Annotated in this window: 23 protein-coding genes; 13 read left to right on the top strand and 10 right to left on the bottom strand. The window is 57.4% G+C overall.

The window, feature by feature from the left end; translation table 11 throughout:
* Nucleotides 1-1,063: DUF6178 family protein (locus VL688_12070; protein ID HTL48786.1), on the top strand; the 1,063-nt coding region annotated here is incomplete at its 5' end.
* On the opposite strand, the gene VL688_12065 is transcribed toward VL688_12070, so the two are convergent.
* Nucleotides 1,064-1,924, bottom strand: a complete 861-nt coding sequence (locus VL688_12065; protein ID HTL48785.1) for a divergent polysaccharide deacetylase family protein — start codon at nucleotides 1,922-1,924, stop codon at nucleotides 1,064-1,066.
* A 101-nt stretch (nucleotides 1,925-2,025) separates the two neighbouring features.
* Here VL688_12065 and VL688_12060 point away from each other — a divergent pair, with 101 nt between their 5' ends.
* Both VL688_12060 and VL688_12055 read left to right on the top strand, forming a co-directional pair.
* Nucleotides 2,026-2,391: a hypothetical protein gene (locus VL688_12060; GenBank protein ID HTL48784.1), complete on the top strand. Its 366-nt coding sequence runs from the start codon at nucleotides 2,026-2,028 to the stop codon at nucleotides 2,389-2,391.
* 7 nt (nucleotides 2,392-2,398) lie between these two features.
* Nucleotides 2,399-2,806, top strand: a complete 408-nt coding sequence (locus VL688_12055) for a VanZ family protein (GenBank protein ID HTL48783.1) — start codon at nucleotides 2,399-2,401, stop codon at nucleotides 2,804-2,806.
* Between the two features lie 51 nt (nucleotides 2,807-2,857).
* Here the strand turns inward: VL688_12055 and groL (VL688_12050) are convergent, their stop codons facing one another.
* From groL (VL688_12050) to tsaB, 7 genes are all read right to left on the bottom strand, one after another.
* Nucleotides 2,858-4,501, bottom strand: a complete 1,644-nt coding sequence (groL, locus tag VL688_12050) for a chaperonin GroEL (GenBank protein ID HTL48782.1) — start codon at nucleotides 4,499-4,501, stop codon at nucleotides 2,858-2,860.
* Between the two features lie 35 nt (nucleotides 4,502-4,536).
* Complete coding sequence (gene groES, locus VL688_12045; protein ID HTL48781.1) at nucleotides 4,537-4,827, bottom strand: co-chaperone GroES; 291 nt, start codon at nucleotides 4,825-4,827, stop codon at nucleotides 4,537-4,539.
* Between the two features lie 49 nt (nucleotides 4,828-4,876).
* The gene (groL, locus tag VL688_12040; protein HTL48780.1) at nucleotides 4,877-6,523 is read right to left on the bottom strand and encodes a chaperonin GroEL; all 1,647 of its coding nucleotides are present in this window, start codon (nucleotides 6,521-6,523) and stop codon (nucleotides 4,877-4,879) included.
* 195 nt (nucleotides 6,524-6,718) lie between these two features.
* Nucleotides 6,719-7,474, bottom strand: a complete 756-nt coding sequence (locus VL688_12035; protein HTL48779.1) for a type III pantothenate kinase — start codon at nucleotides 7,472-7,474, stop codon at nucleotides 6,719-6,721.
* A complete protein-coding gene (locus VL688_12030) occupies nucleotides 7,458-8,009 on the bottom strand; it encodes a biotin--[acetyl-CoA-carboxylase] ligase (protein ID HTL48778.1) in 552 nt (183 codons plus the stop codon). The genes VL688_12035 and VL688_12030 overlap by 17 nt, the downstream gene beginning before the upstream one ends.
* Before the next feature lie 11 nt (nucleotides 8,010-8,020).
* A complete protein-coding gene (gene alr / locus VL688_12025) occupies nucleotides 8,021-9,151 on the bottom strand; it encodes an alanine racemase (protein HTL48777.1) in 1,131 nt (376 codons plus the stop codon).
* Entirely contained in the window at nucleotides 9,135-9,857 is a 723-nt protein-coding gene (gene tsaB, locus VL688_12020) for a tRNA (adenosine(37)-N6)-threonylcarbamoyltransferase complex dimerization subunit type 1 TsaB (GenBank protein HTL48776.1), read from the bottom strand. Before tsaB ends, alr begins: the two co-directional genes overlap by 17 nt.
* A 174-nt stretch (nucleotides 9,858-10,031) precedes the next feature.
* On the opposite strand from tsaB, the gene VL688_12015 reads away from it, so the two are divergent.
* Nucleotides 10,032-10,400, top strand: coding sequence for a hypothetical protein (locus tag VL688_12015; protein HTL48775.1), 369 nt, complete (start codon nucleotides 10,032-10,034; stop codon nucleotides 10,398-10,400).
* Here VL688_12015 and VL688_12010 read toward each other — a convergent pair.
* Together VL688_12010 and VL688_12005 are read right to left on the bottom strand one after the other, a co-directional pair.
* Complete coding sequence (locus VL688_12010) at nucleotides 10,360-11,508, bottom strand: DNA photolyase (protein ID HTL48774.1); 1,149 nt, start codon at nucleotides 11,506-11,508, stop codon at nucleotides 10,360-10,362. The genes VL688_12015 and VL688_12010 overlap by 41 nt on opposite strands.
* Nucleotides 11,505-12,386, bottom strand: a complete 882-nt coding sequence (locus VL688_12005) for a glycosyltransferase (GenBank protein ID HTL48773.1) — start codon at nucleotides 12,384-12,386, stop codon at nucleotides 11,505-11,507. The genes VL688_12010 and VL688_12005 overlap by 4 nt, the downstream gene beginning before the upstream one ends.
* Nucleotides 12,387-12,591: 205 nt before the next feature.
* Between VL688_12005 and VL688_12000 the strand changes: the two genes are divergently transcribed.
* From VL688_12000 to VL688_11960, 9 genes are all read left to right on the top strand, one after another.
* Entirely contained in the window at nucleotides 12,592-13,212 is a 621-nt protein-coding gene (locus tag VL688_12000; protein ID HTL48772.1) for a cyclodeaminase/cyclohydrolase family protein, read from the top strand.
* Nucleotides 13,193-14,059, top strand: coding sequence for a bifunctional 5,10-methylenetetrahydrofolate dehydrogenase/5,10-methenyltetrahydrofolate cyclohydrolase (locus tag VL688_11995; protein ID HTL48771.1), 867 nt, complete (start codon nucleotides 13,193-13,195; stop codon nucleotides 14,057-14,059). The genes VL688_12000 and VL688_11995 overlap by 20 nt, the downstream gene beginning before the upstream one ends.
* On the top strand, nucleotides 14,038-14,853 hold the full coding sequence (gene panB / locus VL688_11990) for a 3-methyl-2-oxobutanoate hydroxymethyltransferase (GenBank protein ID HTL48770.1): 816 nt from the start codon (nucleotides 14,038-14,040) through the stop codon (nucleotides 14,851-14,853). Before VL688_11995 ends, panB begins: the two co-directional genes overlap by 22 nt.
* 30 nt (nucleotides 14,854-14,883) lie before the next feature.
* The gene (locus tag VL688_11985) at nucleotides 14,884-16,329 is read left to right on the top strand and encodes a diguanylate cyclase (protein ID HTL48769.1); all 1,446 of its coding nucleotides are present in this window, start codon (nucleotides 14,884-14,886) and stop codon (nucleotides 16,327-16,329) included.
* 31 nt (nucleotides 16,330-16,360) lie between these two features.
* A complete protein-coding gene (ccsA, locus tag VL688_11980) occupies nucleotides 16,361-17,185 on the top strand; it encodes a cytochrome c biogenesis protein CcsA (GenBank protein HTL48768.1) in 825 nt (274 codons plus the stop codon).
* Nucleotides 17,186-17,193: 8 nt separating this feature from the next.
* The gene (gene hemA, locus VL688_11975; protein ID HTL48767.1) at nucleotides 17,194-18,486 is read left to right on the top strand and encodes a glutamyl-tRNA reductase; all 1,293 of its coding nucleotides are present in this window, start codon (nucleotides 17,194-17,196) and stop codon (nucleotides 18,484-18,486) included.
* A 21-nt stretch (nucleotides 18,487-18,507) separates the two neighbouring features.
* Entirely contained in the window at nucleotides 18,508-19,443 is a 936-nt protein-coding gene (hemC, locus tag VL688_11970; GenBank protein ID HTL48766.1) for a hydroxymethylbilane synthase, read from the top strand.
* Nucleotides 19,440-20,984: a uroporphyrinogen-III C-methyltransferase gene (gene cobA / locus VL688_11965; protein HTL48765.1), complete on the top strand. Its 1,545-nt coding sequence runs from the start codon at nucleotides 19,440-19,442 to the stop codon at nucleotides 20,982-20,984. Before hemC ends, cobA begins: the two co-directional genes overlap by 4 nt.
* Nucleotides 20,985-21,146: 162 nt before the next feature.
* Nucleotides 21,147-22,633 (top strand): diguanylate cyclase (locus VL688_11960; protein ID HTL48764.1); only part of this gene is annotated, 1,487 nt, incomplete at its 3' end.

Raw genomic sequence — 22,633 nt, 5'->3', positions numbered from 1 at the left:
CCATTTTCCTGCGAAAAGAGACAATCGCAGGCCGGACGGAGAGTCCAAGACAGCTTCGATCGCAAGCCAGTATCCCGTTCTTTGGGATTTGAAGAAGCATTTCCTAGACGATGCCCTTTCCCTTTTGGGCCAGGAAGATCCTCTGTCTTTGGAAGGCGTTTATGAAGAACTTGCCTGGATCGCCAATAAGCTGATCGTGGCTCACGGCATGGACCTCACCTCCGAAGATAAAATGAAATGGGCCGTTCAGCGGACCCGGGCCCTGGTCAATCTGGGCCTCGAAGTGCTCAGCCAAAAAGATTTTCCCCAGGCGGTTTCGCTGCTAAAAACCCGCTGGGTCGAGACCGTATTCCGTTACGGGATCTACGAACTATTTTTACTGCGCGACGGAGCAAAAAAAATCGTTTCGAAATACTGGGAGAACAAACCCGAGATTTTTCGCGATTTTTTGAGCCTGCCTTACGACTTCATCATGACGGGCCTTTTGGAAAACATCCCGCGCCATTACGATTTTGAAAGCATCGACAATCTGGAACATCTCAGGGATTTCCATAACTCGGAAGATTTGACAAGGGCCCGCCAGTCGCTCGATCAAATCTCGAATATTCATAATTTTATTGCCCGAAGCGATCCCTCGGCCTTTCCCAGGCTCGTGAAACCGGCATTTCGGAATGGGTGTAACCTCTATTCTGCGCTTGGTACTTTTTTTGTCCGTACGGTGCTGGACATGAAGCGGAGCCTGGAGCCGCTCTCGCTTGCGGCGATCCGTGATTTCAGGGACAAAGCCTTTGATGAGACGGGACGCCTTTTCAGGCCGGAAGCCAAGGAGAGTTTTTTCAACGCATGCTTTTCGGCGGACGAACAAGTGCTGCTGCGCCCTTTGTGGGGACTTGTCTTTCAAAGTGTTTTGGATTCGATGCCGGCGCTCGATCTCGAAAAGTCGCGGGTTTTGGGAACGGTCGAAGGTTTCCTGGTGAAGCCGGAATCGCCTCTGGCAAAGAAGAAAAAGCCCGCCGCGGCAAAGCGGGGGAAGAGCGCGAAACGCAGCTCCGCGAGCCGGTAATCAGCGCGATTTTTTGCTTTTCGCGACGCGTGACATTTGTCTGAGAGAAATGATTTCGAAGCCTTCGGCTTTTAAGCGGGGAATCTGTTCTTTGAGTTCGGTGAGAGTGTTGTAGCGGTAATGGCCGATGCCGATGGCATACCCCCGGCTTTTCGAGATGGTCTTGAGTTTCCGGATCTGTTCCCGGATGGCGGGTTTTTCGTCCACGTTGTCCAGAAAAACGTCGCGTTTCATGATTTGCATTCCGAGTTCCTTGCCCACGGCCGGAATAACCGTGTTCGGGGTCGTATAGCTGTCTAGGAAAAGCAAATTTTGCTTTTTGAATTCTTTCAAGATGACTCGCATGAGGGCGGGATCGCTCGTGCCGAGAGAGCCCATGTGATTATTGGCTCCCAGATGATGCGGCACTGAGTCCAGATTCGTCCGAAGCACTTCGAGAATCTGGGACTCGGGCATCTGCCGGGTAATCAACCCGCGGCCCGGCACCGTCCCATCCACGGTTTCCAGCGGGAGGTGGAGGATCACCTCGGCGTGGGTCTTTTCGCTGAGGAGGCCAAAATGTTTTGAGTAGGGAAGCATAGGCAGGACGGCATAGACGACATCGTCGCCCAGATCGCGCAATTCTTTTTCGTAGTTTAGGTGATAACCGATATCATCGATGATGAAAACAAGCTTGGGTTTTTTTGAAACGGACGGAGCCGACAAGGGAGCCCGCAGGCGGGAAAAAAGATTTCCGGCGAAGCGTTTCAGAGGCTCGGGACCTTTAAAGCTGATCAGGAGGACGGCACCGAGGGCCACGGCGCCCAGCTTCAGACCGGAAAAGAACGTCGTCTTCTTTTTGGATTTTTTGGAACGCGCCATGTCGGGCGGTAGTTTATCGTAAAAAAATAAAGAAGGATATTAAAAAGGCCCCGTCTTTTTAGTAAGATGAGTACGGCTGCATCTCAAAAAAGGAAATCGTCATGACCGAAGAAATCGACAACAGAACCGTCATGGTCGTCGAAATTACGAACATGATCCTGCGTCACATCCGCTCGAGCGGCACTTATGCAAATCTTGCCGGGCATGAAGTGGATTTTATCGCCTTCATGTCCCATCAAGGTACTTTTCTTGCGGAAGTGCAATCGATCAAAAAAAATGTACCCATGAACAAGATCTATCCGGAAATGGACAGCAAATCCAAGACGACTCTTTATCACGTGGGCCCGCTGATCAAGCATCCCTTGAGGCGGAACACGAGAATTCCCCGCGGTCGGAAAAGAGTTACGGACTACAGCAAGTTCATCGAAGCCAAAGTCACGTCCGAAATCTTCAAGAGCAGGCGTTAGACGATAGATGCTGACGCTTTCTCATAAGAGGAGACAATTTCTCAAGGCCTCGCTTATGTGGGCGGGGCTGCTGCTTTTCTGGGCGGTCCAGCCGGGATGGATTACCAATAAAATCCTTCCGAAAGAATATCTTCATCCTTTTGCTCACGTCATTTCTTACGCCATTTTTGCTTATCTGATGTCTTTTTATCTGCGCTTCGGGCGGAGAGTAGCTTCCTACCGGATGACGGACTTTAAAATATTCGCGCTGGTCATCGCGGCCTGCCTGATGTGGGGAGGGGCGACCGAATGGCTGCAGCATTATATCCCCGAGCGCGTTCCTGATTTGCTGGATGTCCTTTGGGACAGCATCGGCGCGACTGCGGGAAGCCTTTGTTTTACCGTCCGCCACCGGTTGAGACATCGCCGGAAATAAAAAAGGCCCTCTTTTTGAGAGGGCCTTTTTTATTTCCAAAACGGGGAAGAGTTAGAAATCTTCGCCGGCCGGATAAGACGCCGACGGCTTCTTCTTTTTGCCTTCCTCTTCTTCTTTCGGTTTGTCGGAGACCGCGCATTCGGTCGTTAGAAGCAGTCCGGCAATGCTGGACGCGTTCTGAATCGCAGAGCGCACGACCTTTGCCGGATCGATGATGCCGGCTTTCACGAGATCTTCGTAGTCGCCTTTTTCCGCGTTGAATCCGAAGTTGGTGTTTTTGGATTCCAAGACGGTCTTGATGACGACCGAGCCGTCGAAACCGCCGTTTTCGGCGATCCGGCGGGCCGGAGCTTCGAGAGCGCTGCGCACGATATTGGCGCCCGTCGCTTCGTCATCTTTCAGCTTCAGCGAATCGAGAGCGGCGATCGAACGCAGCAGCGCGGTACCGCCGCCGGGAACGATGCCTTCTTCGACCGCGGCGCGGGTCGCGTGCAAAGCGTCTTCGACGCGCGCCTTCTTTTCCTTCATTTCGATTTCTGTCGCGGCTCCGACCTTGATCAAAGCAACGCCGCCGGAAAGCTTCGCGAGCCGTTCCTGCAGCTTTTCCTTGTCGTATTCGGAATCGCTCTTGGCCAGCTGAGAGCGGATCATTTCGCAGCGGGCTTTGATTTCCTTGTCGGACGCAACGCCGCCCACGATCGTCGTGTTTTCCTTGTCGATCAGAACGCTGTCCGCCGTGCCGAGCATGTCCGTCTCGATCGACTCGAGCTTGAGGCCCAGGTCTTCGGAGATGAACTTGCCCTTGGTGAGGATGCCGATGTCTTCCATCATGGCCTTGCGGCGATCGCCGAATCCGGGAGCTTTTACGGCCGCGACCTGCAGCGTGCCGCGGATCTTGTTGACGACGAGCGTCGCCAGCGCTTCGGCTTCAATGTCTTCCGCGATGATGAGAAGCGGTTTTCCGAGACGCGCCACTTTTTCGAGAAGGGGAACCATGTCCTTGATCGTGGAGATCTTCTTCTCGTAAAGCAGGATGTAAGGATTTTTCAGGCTTACTTCCATGCGCTCGGTGTTGGTGACGAAGTAAGGGGAGATGTAGCCGCGGTCGAACTGCATGCCTTCCACGAGCTCGAGCTCCGTCTTCATCGTCTTGGATTCTTCCACCGTGATCACGCCGTCTTTGCCGACTTTCTCGAGCGCTTCGGCAAGAAGCTTGCCGATGCTGGAGTCCGAGTTGGCGCTGATCGTGCCGACGGCTTCGACGTCCGCGCGGTTTGTCACGGAAACCGGCTTCGAAAGGGCCTTCACCGATTCCACGACTTTCGCAGCGGCTTTGTCGATCCCGCGCTTGAGCGCCATGGGATTTGCGCCGGCCGTTACGTTCTTCAAGCCTTCGTTGATGATGGCGGCGGCGAGGACCGTTGCGGTCGTCGTTCCGTCACCGGCTTCATCGGAGGTCTTTTCCGAGACTTCGCGGACGAGCTGGGCGCCCATGTTTTCGTACGGGTCCTTCAGCTCGATTTCCTTGGCCACGGAAACGCCGTCTTTGGTAATGGTCGGCGCGCCGAACTTGCGGTCGATCACGACGTTCCGGCCGCGGGGCCCGAGCGTCACGCCGACGGTGTGAGCGAGGACGTTGACGCCCTTTTTAAGGCGGCGTCTCGCTTCTTCTGAAAACGAAAGTTGCTTTGCCATAACGGCTCTCCTTTAGATTCTGGGTTCGTTCCGGATTAACCTTCGTAAACGGCGAGCACGTCGCTCTCTTTGAGGATCTTGTGCTTCTTGCCGTCGATCGTGATGTCGTCTCCGCCCCATTTGCCGAAAAGAACGCGGTCGCCCTTCTTCACTTCGACCGGCTGCACTTTTCCGGAATCCAGGACTTTGCCGCTTCCGACCGCGACGACTTTGCCTTCCGACTTTTCTTCTTTCGCCGTGTCGGGAAGGATGATGCCGCCTCTGGTTTTTTCTTCCGATTCCAAAATCTCAACCAGGATTCTGTCGCCCAAGGGTTTAATCTTCATGTTACTTTCCTCCTAAATGAATTGTTAAAAATGATTTTTGAAAAATAAATTAGAAACCGCCCATACCGCCCATGCCACCCATTCCGCCCGGAGGCATCGGAGGCATTTTTTCATCTTCGGTCGGAAGCTCGGTGATGAGAGCTTCGGTCGTGAGAAGGAGCGCGGAAACGCTCGCGGCATTCTGAAGGGCGCTGCGGGTCACTTTCTTCGGATCGATGATGCCGGCGGCGATCAGGTCTTTGTACTCGCCCGTCGACGCGTCATAACCGACCGTGGCTTTCTCCGAGAGAACCCGCTGGACCACCACCGAGCCTTCTTCGCCGGCATTTTCGGCCAGCTGGCGGAGAGGTTCCTGAAGGGCGCGCCTGATGATGTCGGCGCCGACTTTTTCGTCGCCCTTCACCTTCAGGTTCTCGATCGCAGCGCTCGCGCGGAGCAGCGCAACGCCGCCGCCGGGCACGATGCCTTCTTCGACGGCCGCGCGGGTCGCGTGGAGCGCGTCTTCGACGCGGGCCTTCTTTTCCTTCATTTCCGTTTCGGTCGCCGCGCCGACATGGATTACCGCGACGCCGCCCGCGATCTTCGCCAGGCGTTCCTGCAGTTTTTCACGGTCGTATTCCGAATCCGTTTCCTCGAGCTGGCGCTTGATCTGGGCAACGCGGCCGTTGATTTCCGCGCTTTTGCCGGCGCCTTCGATGATCGTGGTGTTTTCCTTGTCCACGGTCACGCGTTTGGCGCGGCCCAGGTCTTTCAGCGTGAGGTTCTCGAGCTTGATGCCGAGGTCTTCGGTGATGGCCTTGCCGCCGGAGAGAACCGCAATGTCTTCCAGCATGGCCTTGCGGCGGTCACCGTAGCCCGGCGCTTTCACGGCGCAGACATTCAGCGTGCCGCGGATCTTGTTCACGACCAAGGTCGCAAGCGCTTCGCCTTCGACTTCTTCAGCCACGATGAGCAGCGGCTTGGAAGCCTTCGCGGTCGCTTCCAGGATCGGAAGCAGGTCGCGCATGGCGGAGATTTTCTTTTCGTAAATGAGGATGTAAACGTCTTCGAGAACCGCTTCCATTCTTTCTGAATCGGTCACAAAGTACGGGGAGAGGTAACCCTGGTCGAACTGCATACCCTCGACCACATCGAGCGTGGTGGAGGTGCTCTTTGCTTCTTCGACCGTGATGACGCCGTCTTTGCCGACCTTGTCCATGGCTTCGGCAATCAGGTCGCCGATCGTGGAGTCGGAATTCGCGGCGATCGTCGCCACTTGGGCGATTTCTTTCTTGTCTTTACCGATCGTCTTGGAGAGATTACCAAGTTCTTCGACAACCGTTTCCACGGCTTTTTCGATGCCGCGCTTGAGCGCCATCGGGTTTGCGCCGGCGGTCACGTTCTTCAGACCTTCGCGGTAAATCGCCTGGGCGAGGACCGTGGCGGTCGTCGTGCCGTCACCGGCGGAGTCGGACGTCTTGGACGCGACTTCTTTCACCATCTGGGCGCCCATGTTTTCATACGGATCGTCCAGTTCGATTTCCTTCGCGACGGAAACGCCGTCTTTGGTAATCGTCGGCGACCCGAACTTTTTCTCGAGGACGACGTTGCGTCCCTTGGGGCCGAGCGTGACCTTCACCGCATTGGCAAGCTGGTCCACGCCGCGCTGGATCGCGCGCCGAGCTTCTTCATCAAAAAGAATCTGTTTTGCTCCCATACTTTCCTCCTGTTGTCAGTTCAGAATAAAGTTCCAAAAATTTAGAAAGAAATTGCGTTTTAGTCCTCAGATCTAACGGGGAAGCGCTTCCTGAGGTAAAGGCTTGAGAAGCGCCTTAGCACTCGAAAACCGTGAGTGCCAATTCTACGGAGTTCCCTTATAAAATCAAGCGAAAAAATGGGTAAGAAATCCGGCTCAGGCCCGCGTCCAATGCCGGTTGCGGAAGAGCAGGTGCAGGGATTTGACGGAGAGCTGGGGATCCACGATATCGAAGGACTTGGCGTAGCGCTGGAGGGAAGTGCTGAAACCGCCGGTAGCCAGGACTTTTAAGTCGTTTCCCAACTTGGACTTAAACCGTTGGACCAGGCCGTCAATCATGGCCCCGTAACCTTCCAGCACACCGGAGCTGATACAGTCGTAGGTGTTCCGACCCAAAAACTTCCGGGCTTTTTGGGGAAGCCGGAGGCTGCTGGGAATCAGGGCGGCGCGCTGGATCAAGGCCTGGAAAGCCAGGCCGGGACCTGGAATAATCATCCCGCCTTTAAAGACATCCTGTTTGGAGATGTAGTCCAGCGTGATGGCGGTCCCGAAGTCGATGACCAGCAAGGGCGCCTCATAAAGCCGGACCGCGCCGTAAACATTGACCTTGCGGTCGATGCCTAACTGCTTGAAATTCTTGTAGTTGTGCTTGATCTCCACCGGCAGATCTTTGCCCGCGATAAAGAGTTCGACCTGCGGATAACGAGAAATCATCTTTTTCAATTTCTGGGTATTTTTTGGGACAACAGAGCTTAAAACTACACTGATTCCTTGAGATTCCCCACGAGCTACCCAATTTTTGAATTTTTTTGGGATATCGTCAAAAAGGACAGAGCCGAAAGCCTTCAGATGGCCTTTTTGATGAAGGCCGTAGGTGACCGACGTATTTCCGATATCAAGCAGAATGAGCATAGAGAACCTGCAAGTCATTTTTCATTTGTTCGAGAATTTTTATCTTCAAAGCTTCGAGGTCCTGCGTTTTGCCGGTTTCTTCCACGATGGATGTGGCGGTCGCAAGCAGTTCCTGGGTCAGGGCATTCACGTTTAACCCGATGCCGATTACGACAGCTTCCAAACTTCCTGACGCCTGGGACATGGATTCGGTCAAGATCCCGCAGATTTTCCGGCCCTTCACCAGAATGTCGTTCGGCCTTTTGAATTCGGAATCTATTCCGCACGCATCCTTCAGGACTTTCGCCACGGACCGGCACGCGAGCTGCGTGATCATGGGCGCCTGCGCCGCCGTGATAGGCGGGCGGATCAGCAGCGAGAACAGCAGGTTTTTTCCCGCGGGCGAAAGCCAGTCGTTGCCCGGTTTGCCGCGTCCGGCGGTCTGATGGTCCGCTGAAATCACCAGGCCTTCGGGCTTTCCCTTGCGGGCGTAGTCAAGCGCCAGAGAATTGGTGGAATCAAGCTCAGGATAATGTTCTAGGGTGAATTCAAACATGGAAGAGGTCCTTAAAAATAGAGCCTGGGAATCGTGGAAGTGAAGCCGGTCAGAATTTCGTAAGGAATCGTACCCGCCCATTCCGCCAGATCTTCCACGGTCACGGAAGAATCCATTTCCCGGCCGACCAGCGTGAGCTCATCGCCGACTTTCGCACGCCGGTCTCCGAGATTAACGGCTAGATAGTCCATGGAAACGCGGCCCGCGAGCGGCAGGCGTTCGCCTTGAAATAACACTTGGCCCTCCCAAGATGCGCGCACGGGATAGCCCTGGCTGTAGCCCATGGGTAAGATGGCGATGGTCGTAGGCTTTTCCGCCACGAAATGGCGGCCATAGCCGGCGCTTTGGCCGGGGTGCAAACGTTTCAGCGACACGATGCGGGACTTGAGCGACAAGACCGGCGACAGCATGACCGCCCGCCGCAGGTCGGGATGCGGGTAGACACCATAAAGCATGAGCCCCGGCCGGATCATGTTGAGGACCGGCGTGTTCAGTTTCACGCTGCCCGCGCTGTTCGCGGCATGGCGCAGGGAAAAATGGATCTGCTTGTGCTCGAGCGCCTGGATGAGAAGGGAGAAGTCGTGAAGTTGCTTTTCCGTGAAGCCGTCGCTTTGCTCCGCGGACGGAAAATGCGTGAAAATGCCTTCAAGTTCCAGCCCCGGAAGCTCGGCGATTTTCTCAATGGTCTTCATCGCTTCGCCGAAGGGGATGCCCAGGCGGCCCATGCCGGTATCGACTTTGATGTGCACCGTAGTTTTCCGGTTCATGCCCGCCGAAAGCTCGGAGATGTGGGATGCTTCTTCGAAACTGGAGATGCTGAGCGTGACACCGTCGAGAAGGACGGACGAAACTTCATGCGGCAAGGGCCGGGACAGAAGAAAGGCCGGCGAGTCGATTTTATTTTCCCGCAGCTCCAAAACTTCGCGGATCGAAGAAACGCCGAGATAATTCACGTGCGGCGCCAGAGCGCGCGCGGCGCCGATCAGGCCGTGTCCGTAAGCATTCGCCTTGATGACGGCCATGACCTGGGTTTCGGCGCGCTGAAGGTGCTTGATGGCTTCGAGATTGCGGACGAGGTTGTCCGTATGGATCTCAATCCAGGTGCTGTGCGATTTTTGCAGTGATTCAACAAGCTGGGGCATGATGGCCTGCGCGTTCTTCGGCTTCCGAAAGCCGCAGATAATAGGGAACGAAATCGTGCGGCGTTTCGAGTTGGGTCAGGACGGAACTGTTTTTCTCAAAAATGCGAATGAGGCTCGCGGCCCGCGGGACGGCATAAGTTTCGGGAAGCGGGACCGCTCTATCATTTTCGGCTTTTTCCAGGACTTCCTTATAAGCCGTCAATGCGTTCCCGGCAAGATAAAGCGGTCCGGGCCATTCCTTCATCCAATCGTTGAAATGCGTCAGCTTGGGCGCCGCGGCCGGCTGCCAGGCAGCGCCCGTTTTTTTATAGAGCCGCGTGTAGATTTTATCCCGGTGCGCGTCCAGGCAAACGCCCAGATGGGAAAGATCTCCGCAAGGCACGGCCTCGGCAATGATGTCCAGGCTGAGAGCGCCCAGGCACGGTTTTGAAGAGAGGATGCGGAAGGCCTTCAGCGTCGCAAAACCCACGCGAAGCCCGGTAAAGGAGCCGGGTCCGCGCCCGATGAGAAACGTACCGATGTCCTCCACGGCAAGGCCGGCTTTCTTCAAGGCCTGCTCGATCATGGGAAGCAGGTTCTCCGCGTGCTTGGAATAACCTTCCAGGGTCTCTTCGATGATCCGGCCGTCCCCGGCGCGAACGGCCACGCCGAGAATGGGGCTTGAGGTTTCCAGGGCAAGCACGGGGGCTTTTGTCTTCGCCGTCATGTTTCCATCCTAAAGAGTAGGGTTGGGGATCGTGATAAAATAGATATGATTTAATTTTTCAGGGACTTTGTAAATAGGAACCTTCGGACCGGCCGTTTGATTTCTTTTCAGGAATTCAAACCCGAGGCCGATAAAACATAAGGCCTATCCCCCTATCCATGAAAGGGTAAACGCATGTACCGTAAAAATGATGAACGCATTTTCGCCGTTTTCGCCGTCCTGGCCAATCTGGCCGTCGTCGCCGCGTTCCTGCTTATCCTTATTTATCACTTTTACGACGGTAAACCCGACTACCGCGATCTCGCGATCATCGGGCTGATCCTCTCGGTTTTTTTCAAGTACCAGATCCTGCTGCTCAAGGTCTTCATTCTCGAGATCCGCATCTCCAACCTCATGAACGTGGGCAAGCGGCCCGGCAAAATGATGGTGGGTATGGGCAATATCGCCATCCTGCTTTATTCGATCGTGTTCTGGCTGGCCGTAATCGGATGCCTTCTGGCCTTCATGCCCGCGGACTGGCGCCCGCATTTGGCGATGCATTAATTTCCGCGGCGGCCTTCCGCGCGGAACCATCGAGAAGCCGGCACACGGATTCCTTCGAATGTTCGCCTCCAAACACGAGTTTCCACACCTCCGGCGATTCCATGGATAAATACTGCGTGACTTGCGGCGCTCGCGCTGCGATCATCGCCGACATGCGGCGGTACATTTCCACGCGCCGCGGCTTGAAATAGCGCATCTTTCCGTCCATGCCGCGCACCCATTCGGCCTGGGCCAGGGTTGATTTCGGGAACCGTTCGTCCATGATCGGTTTCAACGACGGCATGAACCGCAGGCACCCCAGGCTGATCCACGCGATTTTCTCCGCGGGAATCCGGGCGAAGAGTTCTTCCGCGATGGCCTCGTAATCTTTTTCCCAGCCCGGATAATCAATCAAGGGATCAAAGTGAAAGCCCACGCGGTGATCGGTCATGCGGCAGATCTGTTCCGCGGCTTCCAGGCGTTCATCCAGCGTCGCGGTCTTGTGCTCTTCTTCTTTCTGGACCGCGGCGGAGTTCAACGACCAGGACACGATCGTCTTTCCGCGGCTCGAAAGCCGCAGCAGGTTTCCGATCTGGTTGCTTTTAGTTTTGAGCTCGAGAATCGCGTTCTCCCGCCCGGCAAAAAACGGGACCAGGATTTCCGTGAGGCCCGTAATGGGATCAAGTGAAAGGGAATCGGTGAGCTGGCCCGTGCCGATGCGGAAAAACTGGCCGGGATTCTCGTTCAGCGTTGCCTCGAGGCCCGCGAGGATTTCTTCCACGTTCACAAAAACCGTGATGAGCGGATTGGTCAGGTACGCCTGCAGGATGCAGTAGCTGCATTCGAGATCGCAGCCTTCCGCGAGGTGCAGCGTGAAATAATCGCAGGAAAGATATTGCTCGGATTCCGGGAACGGCTTGAAAGAACGGCCGGGATCGTAGGCAAGAAGCAGCGCGCGTTTTCCCGCGCCGATTGCATCCGGCTGCAGGCGAATTTTTTCCTGCAAGGCCCGCGCGTCTTCAACTTCCTCGACGGGCACCTCCGGCAAACGCGCCAGAATATTCCGCGTCAGCGCAAATCCGGCCGCGCGGCGTTCGATGTAGATTTTCTGCGGGCGGTAAGTCTTCATGCCGGCACCGCCGAAGAATCCAGCCATGCGCGATAATCCGAGGAAAGCGGCTTGTTCTGTTCGATTTCACGGAGCAGAGTCTCGATTTTGCGGATTTCGTCTTCCTTTTGACGTTTGGCCGCGCCGAGCCGGTAAATCTCCGCTTTGACACGCAGCATCTCGCGCGCATTTTTTTCGTCCGCGTCCGAGAGCGCGCCTTCGCGCAGAATTTTGACCAGCGCCGCCATGCGGAAACGGTCCATGGCCGGAAATTCGCGTGAACGCTGGTCCGCATGGCCGCCGTATTTGATGACGTAGGGCTTGTCGATGAGACCGATGGGTTCGCGTGCCGCGATGCGCAGCCAGAGTTCGTAATCTTCGCAGGCGGGGAAGGCCTCGTCGAAAAGCCCCACGCTTTCGAAGATGCGGCGGTGGATCATGACGGCCGACGGGCTTACACGGCAAAGTTCAAGGCAATGCTCGAAAATGCGGCCGCCTTTTTTCTTGTGCTTGTTCATCGGATTGACGCGCGTGCCGTTCCGTACCCAGATTTCTTCGGTCTGCGCGATACCGCACTCCGGATTTTCCGCGAAGAACTCGAGCTGCGCCCCCAACTTGCCGGGTTTCCATTCGTCGTCCGAATCCAGAAACGCGATCCATTCTCCGCGCGCTTCCTTGAGCCCCCGATTGCGTGCCGCGGAAGGCCCGCGGTTTTCCTGGGAAAAATAACGTACTTCGGGAAATTCCTGGCTGATCCAGGATTCGGTATTGTCTGTGGAGCCGTCGTCCACGACCACGACCTCGAAGGAGGAGCCTTCCTGGTCGAATACCGATTCCAGCGCTCGCTTGAGCACGCGGCAACGGTTGTAAGTGGGAATAATGACGCTGATTTCAGGCATAACCGCCACTATAACATGAAGGCTGGAAGGCTTAAACCTCGGGAAGGCTGCGGGCGCGGGAATGCCTTACAAAGTTTGCGGGAGCTCGTGTAAGTTAACCTCACGCAGGGCCTTAACTTGCGTTGACACTTCTGCGTTGCCTTTCTATACTACATCAGACCTCATATAACGCGTTACCTCATGAATCTAATTTTGCGGAGTTTTCATGGAAAAATTTACCCAGCTTTCTCTCGAACAATACCTTCATGAACTCTCCAGCGACCGTCCCGTGCCCGGCGGCGGCAGTGTTTCTGCTTATGTCGCGTCTCTGGCCATGGGCCTTTCCCAGATGGTCATCCGCATTGCGCTGAAGCGCAAGAAAAAAGCCGGCGCCAGCCTCGAAGAAGAAGCGCGCGAGACTCAGCGCCGCTCAACACTCGAGAATGTCCTCGAATCGCTCGAAAAAGCCAAACGCGACGCCTTCCAGATCGTCAACCTCGACCCCGAAATATACGAACAGGTCATGAGCGCCTGGGGCGGCGATGAAACCAAAATGGAAGACGCGCTTCACAATTCTTTCCGCCTGCAGGCCGACCTCGCGTTTCTGATCGTGATGGCCGCGGAATGGAACGTGTCGCTTGATGAACTGATCTCGGGCTCGATCAAAAACGATTTGCTCGTCAGCGCCGGCCTTTTGAAAGGCGCGTTCCACGGCGCGTATCACACGGCCATGATCAACGTCAAATACATGAAGAACACGGCGCGCAAGGAAAAGTGCGAAAAGGCGCTGGAAGAATTAAAAGTGCGTTTTCAAAAGGGGAAGGTCCATGCCGGTGAGCCAAGCTAAACTCCTGGAAGGAAAAATCCTGGCCGCGAGCCTGCGCGAGCAGATTCAAAATGACGTGGCCGGCTTTGCCGCTCGTGGCCTTGAAAAGCCGTCGCTTTTGGCCCTGCAGGCCGGGGCGGATTCTTCCGCGGACTGGTACATCGGCCAGCAGGAAAAGGCCGCGGAAAAACTGGGCATCGGCTTTCAAAGGATTCTTCCCGGCGCCTGGAACGACACGGAATCGCTGGTGAGAAAAATCAAAGAAGCGCAGGCCTCCGTGACCGGCCTGTTCATTGCCATGCCGCTTCCCAAGAATTTCGATACGGACCAGGTGCTCATGGCGCTCGATCCGAAAAAAGACGTGGAAGGCGTGCATCCCGCGAGCCTGGGACTCATCGTGCTGCGCAAGGCGAAACTCATTCCTCCGACGGCGTACGCCGCGTTTTCGCTCATCAAATCGACGGGCGTGCCGCTGCGCGGCAAACGGGCTGTCGTGATCGGGCAAAGCGCGATCGTGGGCAAGCCGGTGCAAATGCTGCTCGGCGAAGAGCGCGCCACGACGACCGTGTGCAACAGCGGGACTTCGCAGGAAGACCTGCAGAAAATTGTTTCGGAAAGCGACATCGTCGTCGCCTGCGCGGGCCAGCCGCGACTGGTCAAAGGCGCGTGGATAAAACCCGGCGCCATCGTGATCGACGTGGGTACGACCGAAGTCGAAGGCAAGCTCGTGGGCGACGTGGAATTCGAAGCGGCGGCTCAGCGCGCGGAGTTCATCACGCCGGTTCCGGGCGGCGTGGGCCCGCTCACCGTGACCATGCTCATGCAGAACCTGATCCACGCGTACAAATGGCAGAAAGGCCTGGCCTGACTGCCGTGCGCCTGACCGTCAAACAAATCCGCGAAAAAAAAGGCGTGGAAAAAATCGCGGTGCTGACTGCCTACGATTATCTCTTCGCGGGTCTTGTGGATCAGGCGGGCCTCGACGTCGTGCTGGTCGGCGATTCACTCGGCATGGTGCTGCTGGGTTACGAAAGCACGGTGCCCGTCACCATGCGCGACATGATGCATCACGTGAAGGCGGCCTCGCGCGGCGTGAAAAAGGCGCTTGTTGTGGCGGATATGCCATTCGGCTCTTACGACACGCCGGAGCGCGCGCTGCGCAATGCCAGGCGTTTCATGAAAGAAGCGGGCGCGGACGCGGTGAAGCTCGAAGGCGGCCAAGCCGTCCGCCCGCAGGTCGAGGCCCTCGTCCGGGCCGGGATTCCGGTGATGGGGCATCTGGGCCTCACGCCGCAAAGCGCGAGCCAGCTGGGCGGCTACAAAGTGCAGGGCAAAACGAGCGCGCAGGCCGAAGAAATTTTCAAAGATGCCGTTTTACTGGATAAACTCGGCGCTTTCGCGATCGTCCTGGAATGCGTGCCGGCGAAGCTCGCCGGAAGAATCACCCAAGAAGTGTGCTGCCCCACGATCGGCATCGGTGCGGGCGCGGCAACGGACGGCCAGGTGCTTGTCCTGACGGATATGCTGGGATTCCGCGGCCAAGTGCAGCCGAAATTCGTGCGGGCTTACGCGGAGCTCGGCAAGGCCGCGGCCAAAGCCTTCGCGCAGTATCGCAGCGACGTTGTGAAAGGGAAGTTTCCATCGGCAGATGAAAGCTATTAAAGTTCCTGATTTGCGAGGTGCCTGGAGGCTATGAGGATACTCGTTTCCGACACGGACCCGTCAGTTTTGGCGCTGGTGAGCACACGGCTCACGGCGCGCGGCTACGACGTTGTCGAAATCGAGAAGAAAGAAATGATCCTTCCTTACCTGGAGCAGGAGAGCGCCGACCTGATCCTGCTTTCGACCGAGATGGACCGCCTGGGCAGCTCCTGCCTGATCGAAAAAATCCGTGAACGGCCGCATCTGGCCAAAATCCCCGTCATTATGATGACCGATCAGGACCATCTGGCGGAACTCGTCGTGGGCCAGGAGCGCGGCTTCGACGACTTCCTGATCAAGCCCTTCGACGCTTTTGTCCTGCAGCTGCGCGTCGCGATCAACATCCGCCGCACGCGCGAGCGCATCGACGCGAACGCACTCACGCATCTTCCCGGCAATCACGCCATCGACAGGATCGTCACCCGCAAGCTGGAAACCGGGGAAAAGTTTTCGGTCCTGTACGTGGACATTAACAATTTCAAGACGTTCAACGACCGTTACGGCTTCGAAAAGGGCGACGACGTCCTGCGCCAGACCGCGAAGCTGCTCATCGAGCAGGCGAAAAAGACCATCCTCTCCGGGGATTACTTCATCGGGCACGTGGGCGGCGACGATTTCGTCGTGGTCCTGCGCCCGGAGTTCGAAGCGGTCTACGCACGGGGCTTTTTGGCCGAGTTTGACCGGGTGTTGGTGACCTACTATAATGAGGAGGACCAAAAGCGAGGCCACATCCGGGTGACCAACCGGCGGGGCAAGCGCGAGACGTTTCCTCTCATGTCGTGCTCGGTGGCGGCCTGCAACAATCTCCACCGCACCTACAAGAGCCTGGGTGAGATCGCGCAGGACGCGGCTCAGGTCAAGGCGTTCCTGAAGTCCCAGCCCGGAAGCCATTATTTACGGGACCGCCGCTGCGAACCCATCCGGCAGCTCGAGAAGGCGTACGAAATTCTGTCCCAGGAAACGGACGCGCCGAAGGCCGCGAAGGAAACCGAGGAGCTCCTGGGCCAGGCGCTTTTGTCGCAGGGCTTCATCACGGAAGAGCAGCTCACGCAGGCGCTGAAAAAACATTTTCAGACCGGAAGAAGGCTGGGGCAGATCCTCATCTCCATGAAAGCCGTTAAAAGCGAAGAGCTCGGCGGAGTGCTGGAGAAAAAATGGGGCGTGCCGTACGTGAATTTGAAGCAGTCGGCGCCGAGCCGCGAGGCGCTCGGGATGTTCAGCGTGGATTACATGCAGAGCCGCAAGCTGGTGCCGCTGGCAAAGTCGGAGACGCGGCTGAAAGTTGCAATGGCCAATCCGTCGGACGTGGCCGCGCTGGCCGATGTCGAAAGGATCACGGGGCTCAAGCCCGATCCCTGTTTGGTTCTCGAGAACGAACTCGAGCATTTTTGGGCAAATCTTTCTCTGGAAGGACTTCAGGAAGAACGCGTCGGATAGTTCCCGCCCGCGCTTTCCCGTTTAGGACAACATGAACCTCTCGCTCACGCTTCTCTGGATGACGTGCCTTTTTTATCTCGTCGCCTTTGTCTTCCACAGTTTTTCCTTCTCGCAGGCGGGCAATGAAAAACATAGCCTTGCCTTTGCCTTCATGCGCCTGGGTTTTCTGGTCAGCACGTTTTATTTCTTCGCCGAAGCCGTGGAGCACCGCTATTTTCTTCCGGTAACGCATGCCTCACAGGCCATGGCTTTTTTCGCGTGGTCGCTTGCTTTCGTGTATCTGGTCCTTTTCGTGCGCATCCAGAATGAATCGTTTGGGCTCATCCTGACGCCCATTCTCCTCGCATTTTCAGTCTTGGCCGGCCTCAGCTTCCGTCAAGGCGCGGCGCCCGCCAAGGTTCCGGAAGACGCGTATTTTGCCCTGCATGTGGTCAGCGCTTTTTTTGCCTACGCCTGCTTCACGATTTCTTTCGCGGCGGGCGTGCTGTACCTCATCCAGCAGCATGAGCTGAAATCCAGGCATCACGGCCGTTTTTATCACAAGCTTCCGGCGCTGGAAGCCCTGGAAAAACTCATCTTTCAGCCCATGGTTTGGGGCGCGTCGCTTCTTTTCACGGCGGTTACGATCGGTTTTGTCTGGTCGAAGGCCGCGTTCGGGCAATACTGGCTCGCGGATCCCAAGACGCTGGCCACGCTCGCCACGATCCTGTGCTACGCGGCGGTGCTTTACCAGCATTATGTTTCCGCCATGCGCGGCAAACGCGTCATCGTTTTCAGTCTCGTCGCGTTCGGCATGGTCATCGTTACGTTTCTCGGCATGCGCTTTGTCGAAGGCAGCCATCACTATTATCAATAAAGGAAGTCATGAGTTTTTTTGTTTTCGGCATCAACCATAAGAGCTGCCCGGTGGAAATTCGGGAGAAGATCCATTTTGACAAGGACAAGCTGCGCGCGGCGCTGGCCGCCTCGCGCGATTTTACCGCCGTGTCCGAGCTCGTCATCCTTTCCACCTGCAACCGCGTGGAATTTTTCGGTTATTCCGAACTCGAGGCCTGCCCCGAAGAGACGATCTACAACGTCATGGAATCCGTGCACGGCGCAGGCCGCGAGACGTTTTCACCGTTCGTGGAAACGCGCAGCGGTAAAGACGCCATCCACTATATCTTCCGCGTCGCGGCCGGCCTGGAATCGCTCGTCATCGGCGAAAACGAAATCCTCTCCCAATTCCGTGATGCCTTCCGCATGGCAAACGAGGAAGGCACCACGCATTCGGTGCTTTACCGCCTGATGGAAAAGGCGCTGAAAATCGGCAAGGACGTGCGCCACAAGACCAAGATCAACGAAGGCGCAGTCAGTATTCCCTCGGTCGCAGTCGAGCTCGCGGAAAAAATCTTCGGCAAGCTGGCCGGCGAAAAAGTCATGGTCGTGGGCACCGGGGAAATGGGGCTTCTCACGCTGCGTAACCTCAAGTCTTCCGGCGCCGAGATCGTGTATGTGGCGAGCCGCGATGCCGAGCACGGGGAAAAAGTCGCCACGGAATTCGGAGCGGAGCGCATCGGCCATGAGGATTGGAGCGGCGCGCTCAACGCGGTGGACATCCTGATTACGTCGACCGCCTCGGCCAAGCCGCTCATCACGGCTGACCAGGTGCGCAAGGTCATGGCCGCGCGGCGCCACCGCCCGCTTTTCGTCATCGACATCGCGGTGCCCCGCAACGTGGACGCGCACGTGCATGCGATCGACGACGTTTACCTCTACAACATCGATGATCTCAAAGGCGTGGCCGACGCGAATCTCAACCTGCGCCGCAAGCAGATGAGCGACGCCGAGGAATTGACGCGCGCCGCGGTGCTCGCGTTTTCGAGCTGGCTCGAACAGCTCAAGGCCCGCCCCACGCTCGAGCGTTTCGAGACTTTTCTCGACCAGCTGATCGAGCGGGAGCTGGATTCCGGACTCCGGGAATCCGGGCTGGATGAGGCGCGGAAAAGAAAAATCAAAGACAACATCCGCTCCCGGCTGCTGCATGCCCCGATCGAAAAAATCAAAGAAGCTTCCCAGAACGGCGGTGTCAAACGCTACCTGGAAGCGCTCCGCTCCCTTTTCGATCTCGACCCGCACGAAGAACCGAAGCCCGAAAACTCCGAACGCAAGCCGTAACTCCGCAACCGGGGCCATCCCATGGGCGAAAAAAAATTACGCATCGGCACCCGCGGCAGCCCGCTTGCTTTATATCAAGCCAATCTCGTGAAAACCCTCGTTCTGAAAACCGCGCCGGATTTTTCCGTGGAGATCGTGACGATCAAAACCAGCGGCGACCGCGAAGGCGTGCGAAGCGTGAACCCTTTTGAAACCAAGCGCGTGTTCACCCGTGAGATCGAAGACGCGCTGCTGGGCAAAAGCGTGGACCTTGCCGTGCACAGTGCCAAAGACGTGGCCGCGGTCCTGCCGCCGGGCCTGAAAGTGGGCGCGGTGCTGGAGCGCGAGGATGTGCGCGACTGCGTGCTGACTCCCGACGGGAAAACACTCCGCCAGCTCAAGGCCGGCGCGCGCGTGGGCACAAGCTCCCTGCGGCGCAAAGCGCAGGTGATCCGGCTTTGCCCCGGCGTCCAGGTGCCGGACCTCCAGGGCAATGTGGACACGCGCATCGCCAAAATGCTGCGGGGCGATTACGAGGCCATCGTGCTCGCTTACGCGGGCGTGAAACGTATCGGCCTGACGCAGAAGGTTTCGGAAATGCTGGACCCGCAAAAATTTTATCCCGCGCCGGGGCAGGGCGCTATTCTTGTGGAGACGCGGGAGAAGGACGCGCTCGCGGACGAGGCCTTGCGCGGCGTGCATGACGCTCCGAGCGCGCTTGTCCTGCAATGCGAACGCTCTTTCCTGCGCCACCTCGAGGGCGGCTGCCAATTGCCGTGCGGCATGTGGACCCGTGTCGAGAACGGCAGGATCGAAGCCGGCGGCGCGCTTTTCTCGCCTGACGGTTTGAAAGCGGTGGAAGCACACGTCTCCGAACCCGCCGATCATCCGCATCAGGCGGGGGTGCGGCTCGCGGACATGCTTCTCAATCAGGGCGGCGACGCCATCATCGAGAAATTGAGGCGCTCGCAGCCATGAAGAAAAAAGCGCGCAAAGGCCGGGTTTATTTCGTGGGCGCGGGTCCCGGCGATCCCGGGCTGCTCACGCTTCGCGGCCGCGAAGTTTTGGAACGCGCGGACGTCGTGCTCTACGACGGGCTCGTGCATCCAGGGCTTTTGGAGTTTTGTCCCAAAGCCCGGAAGATTCCGGCCGTGAAGCATCCGCATCTGCCGCTCGGCCGCGAAGGCGGATCTTCTTATCTTTCCCAGGACCAGATCAACCGCCTGCTCGGAAAATACGCGTCGCAGGGAAAAAGCGTGGCGCGCTTGAAGGGCGGGGACCCGCTGATTTTCGGCCGGGGCGGGGAAGAGGCGCTTTTCCTGAAAAAGAAAAACATCCCTTTCGAATTCATTCCCGGCGTGAGCGCGGGCACCGGCGTTCCGGCCTACGCGGGCATTCCGGTGACGGACCGCGCGCTGTCGTCGCAGGTCCTTTTTGTCACCGGCCATGAAGATCCGGCGAAGAATGAGCGCGCCGTGGACTGGAAAGCGCTGGGAAAATTCCGCGGCACGCTTGTTTCGTTCATGGCCGTCAAAAACCTTTTCGGCATCGCGCGCGACCTGCGGGCCGGCGGAAAATCCGCGGCCACGCCCGCCGCCGTCATCGAGCGCGGCACGCTTCCGGAACAGCGGACCGTGGAAGGCACGCTCGCGGACATCGCGGCCAAAGTGAAACGCCTGGGCGTCCAGTCGCCCGCGCTCGCCGTGATCGGCCCGGTGGCGAAGCTGCGGCGCGGCCTTGCCTGGTTCGAACACAAGCCGTTGTTCGGCAAAACGATCGTGGTCACGCGCGCGAGATCGCAGGCTGGGGAATTGAAAAGTCTTCTCGAGCGCGAGGGCGCGCGCGTGTTGGAATTCCCCGCGATCGAGATCCTTCCGCCGCGGGGCTGGACGCCGCTCGACCGCTGCGTGAAACAGATCCGCTCGTTCGACTGGGTGCTTTTCACAAGCGTGCATGGCGTGGAATCTTTTTTCGGCAGGCTCGCGGCCGCGGGCAAGGACGTGCGCTCCCTCGCGGGCGTGCGCTTTGCCGTGATCGGCGATTCCACTCGGCGTTCGCTCCTGCGCCACGGCGTGAAAGCGGATCTCATGCCCGTGCCGTATCATTCCGGCGCGCTGGTCAAGGCGTTCCGCGCGCTCGGACCGCTCGCGGGACAAAAAATGCTGCTGCCCCGGACGAACATCGCGCCGGAATTTTTGGCGGAAGAACTTGCCAAGGCGGGGGCCGAGATCACGGCTGTGACCGCTTACCGCACGCTCCCCAGCCGGGAAGGCGCGAAAAAGCTGCAGCAGTGGCTGCGCTACGGCGGCATCGACTACGTCGTTTTTACCAGCTCGTCCACGGTCACGTATTTCTTCCAGGCCTTGAAAGGTTCCGGGGTCAGGCTGAAAAGCCGCTTTGTCTCGATCGGTCCCGTCACGAGCCGCACCCTCCGTTCGGCCGGGAAAAAAGTCTTCTGCCAGGCCCGGGAACATACTCTCCAGGGGCTGGTCAAAGCCCTCGCCCAAGCCCGCCGCTGACGCCAAACCCCGAAAAAATTGTTAGTTACCTTTCCCAAAGTCTGGCAACGGATGGACTTAGAATCACGCCGCCGATTTGTAAAGTGGGAAACCTAAACGTATACTTTTTTTTAAGGGTGTTCTGGACCCTAATTCCGGAGCCTTTGGCCTTAAGGGGGCGGGATGGACTCAAGGAAGAAGCGGCAGATCTATCTGCTCGTGGTAGAGAACGACCCTAACTATTTTTATTTGATCCGCAAAAGCCTCGAAAGCAATCCGCTTTATTTGTTCCGAATCGACCAGGCTTCCGAAGTCCACGACGCTTTCCAGAAATTGCGCAAGAATCCCTACCAGATGCTGCTCGTAGAAAGCCGGCTCCACGACCGCGACGGGCTCGAGCTCCTTAAGGAAATGCACGAAGTGCATATGGAACTTCCCTTCGTCCTCATGACCGACGTGCGTGACGACACGATTGCGCGCGAAGCCATCCGCCACGGCGTCGCGGACCTCATCATCAAAAACGAAAGCCAGTTTCACGACCTCGCGGCGCTTCTCGACGGCTCTTATAAAAAGTACTGCATGTCGCACCCGCGCTTTGCGCTCACGGATTACATGCCGTCCGCGCAGGAAAGCGAACGGCGCGCGGCCCCGGAAATTCCGGACGTGCCCACGCGCCCCATCGGCGACGAATCCAAATACCGGGACGAAGCCACGGGCATCTACAATCACAGCTTCCTTCACGAGCGACTTAACACAGAATTTTCCGCGGCCGTCCGCTACAATTACCCGATATCCTGCGTGTTCATCGACCTCGACCATTTCAAGCAGGTGAACGAGAAAAACGGCTTCCAGACCGGCGACCGGCTGCTGAAAGAATGCGCGAAAGTCTTCTTCGACAATTGCCGCATGAGCGACGTCATCGCGCGCTACGGCGGCGAAGAGTTCGTGGTGCTGATGCCGCATTCCGGCTATGCCGCGGCGCTCGAGCTGGCCGACCGCCTGCACAAGATTTTTTCCATGAAGACTTTTTTCCCCGAGACGGAACAGATCCAGCTGACCGTCAGCATCGGCGTGTCGTCATTTCCCGAAGATCCGATCCAGAAACGTTTCGAACTGCTCAGCTTCGCGAGCCAGGCCGCGATGCGCGCCAAAGTCGCCGGGCGCAACCGCATCACGCGCTACCGCGACATCGTGCCCACGGCCATCCCTGATTTTCCGCATCTGGCCATCAGCGAAGACAAGATCACGCAGTTTCAGCGGCGCATCACGGAGGTGAGCGACCTGGCGCACCGCGCCTGCCTCGACGCTTCGCGGGCTCTCATCCTCACGCTCGACAGCAAGGACAAGCTGACGGCCGGGCATTCGGCCAACACGGCCCGCTACGCTGCGCAGGTCGGCGAGCTCATGGGCATGACGCTGGATGAAACCGAAGTGCTCTATCACGCGACGCTTCTCCACGACATCGGAAAATTGTGCATTCCCGACGAAGTTCTTTTGAAGGAAGGCAAGCTCACGTTCCAGGAATACGAGGCCATGAAGCAGCATCCTTATCTCGGCTACAAGATCCTGAAGCCGATCAAGCTGCTCCAGGAAGAGGCGGTGCTCGTGCTGCACCATCACGAGTGGTTCAACGGCAAAGGTTATCCCAGCCAGCTGAAGGGCAATGAGAT

It is taken from the genome of Verrucomicrobiia bacterium (assembly GCA_035495615.1).
Taxonomy (GTDB): domain Bacteria; phylum Omnitrophota; class Omnitrophia; order Omnitrophales; family Aquincolibacteriaceae; genus DATJFP01.
The sequence above is the reverse complement of the archived record's forward strand: the minus strand, read 5'-3'. Positions and strand labels throughout refer to the sequence as shown.

Coding starts and splice junctions, on each gene's coding strand:
- VL688_12065 (HTL48785.1), bottom strand. CDS start 1,924: ATGGCGCGTTCCAAAAAATCCAAAAAGAAGACGACGTTCTTTTCCGGT.
- VL688_12060 (HTL48784.1), top strand. CDS start 2,026: ATGACCGAAGAAATCGACAACAGAACCGTCATGGTCGTCGAAATTACG.
- VL688_12055 (HTL48783.1), top strand. CDS start 2,399: ATGCTGACGCTTTCTCATAAGAGGAGACAATTTCTCAAGGCCTCGCTT.
- groL (HTL48782.1), bottom strand. CDS start 4,501: ATGGCAAAGCAACTTTCGTTTTCAGAAGAAGCGAGACGCCGCCTTAAA.
- groES (HTL48781.1), bottom strand. CDS start 4,827: ATGAAGATTAAACCCTTGGGCGACAGAATCCTGGTTGAGATTTTGGAA.
- groL (HTL48780.1), bottom strand. CDS start 6,523: ATGGGAGCAAAACAGATTCTTTTTGATGAAGAAGCTCGGCGCGCGATC.
- VL688_12035 (HTL48779.1), bottom strand. CDS start 7,474: ATGCTCATTCTGCTTGATATCGGAAATACGTCGGTCACCTACGGCCTT.
- VL688_12030 (HTL48778.1), bottom strand. CDS start 8,009: ATGTTTGAATTCACCCTAGAACATTATCCTGAGCTTGATTCCACCAAT.
- alr (HTL48777.1), bottom strand. CDS start 9,151: ATGCCCCAGCTTGTTGAATCACTGCAAAAATCGCACAGCACCTGGATT.
- tsaB (HTL48776.1), bottom strand. CDS start 9,857: ATGACGGCGAAGACAAAAGCCCCCGTGCTTGCCCTGGAAACCTCAAGC.
- VL688_12015 (HTL48775.1), top strand. CDS start 10,032: ATGTACCGTAAAAATGATGAACGCATTTTCGCCGTTTTCGCCGTCCTG.
- VL688_12010 (HTL48774.1), bottom strand. CDS start 11,508: ATGAAGACTTACCGCCCGCAGAAAATCTACATCGAACGCCGCGCGGCC.
- VL688_12005 (HTL48773.1), bottom strand. CDS start 12,386: ATGCCTGAAATCAGCGTCATTATTCCCACTTACAACCGTTGCCGCGTG.
- VL688_12000 (HTL48772.1), top strand. CDS start 12,592: ATGGAAAAATTTACCCAGCTTTCTCTCGAACAATACCTTCATGAACTC.
- VL688_11995 (HTL48771.1), top strand. CDS start 13,193: ATGCCGGTGAGCCAAGCTAAACTCCTGGAAGGAAAAATCCTGGCCGCG.
- panB (HTL48770.1), top strand. CDS start 14,038: ATGGCAGAAAGGCCTGGCCTGACTGCCGTGCGCCTGACCGTCAAACAA.
- VL688_11985 (HTL48769.1), top strand. CDS start 14,884: ATGAGGATACTCGTTTCCGACACGGACCCGTCAGTTTTGGCGCTGGTG.
- ccsA (HTL48768.1), top strand. CDS start 16,361: ATGAACCTCTCGCTCACGCTTCTCTGGATGACGTGCCTTTTTTATCTC.
- hemA (HTL48767.1), top strand. CDS start 17,194: ATGAGTTTTTTTGTTTTCGGCATCAACCATAAGAGCTGCCCGGTGGAA.
- hemC (HTL48766.1), top strand. CDS start 18,508: ATGGGCGAAAAAAAATTACGCATCGGCACCCGCGGCAGCCCGCTTGCT.
- cobA (HTL48765.1), top strand. CDS start 19,440: ATGAAGAAAAAAGCGCGCAAAGGCCGGGTTTATTTCGTGGGCGCGGGT.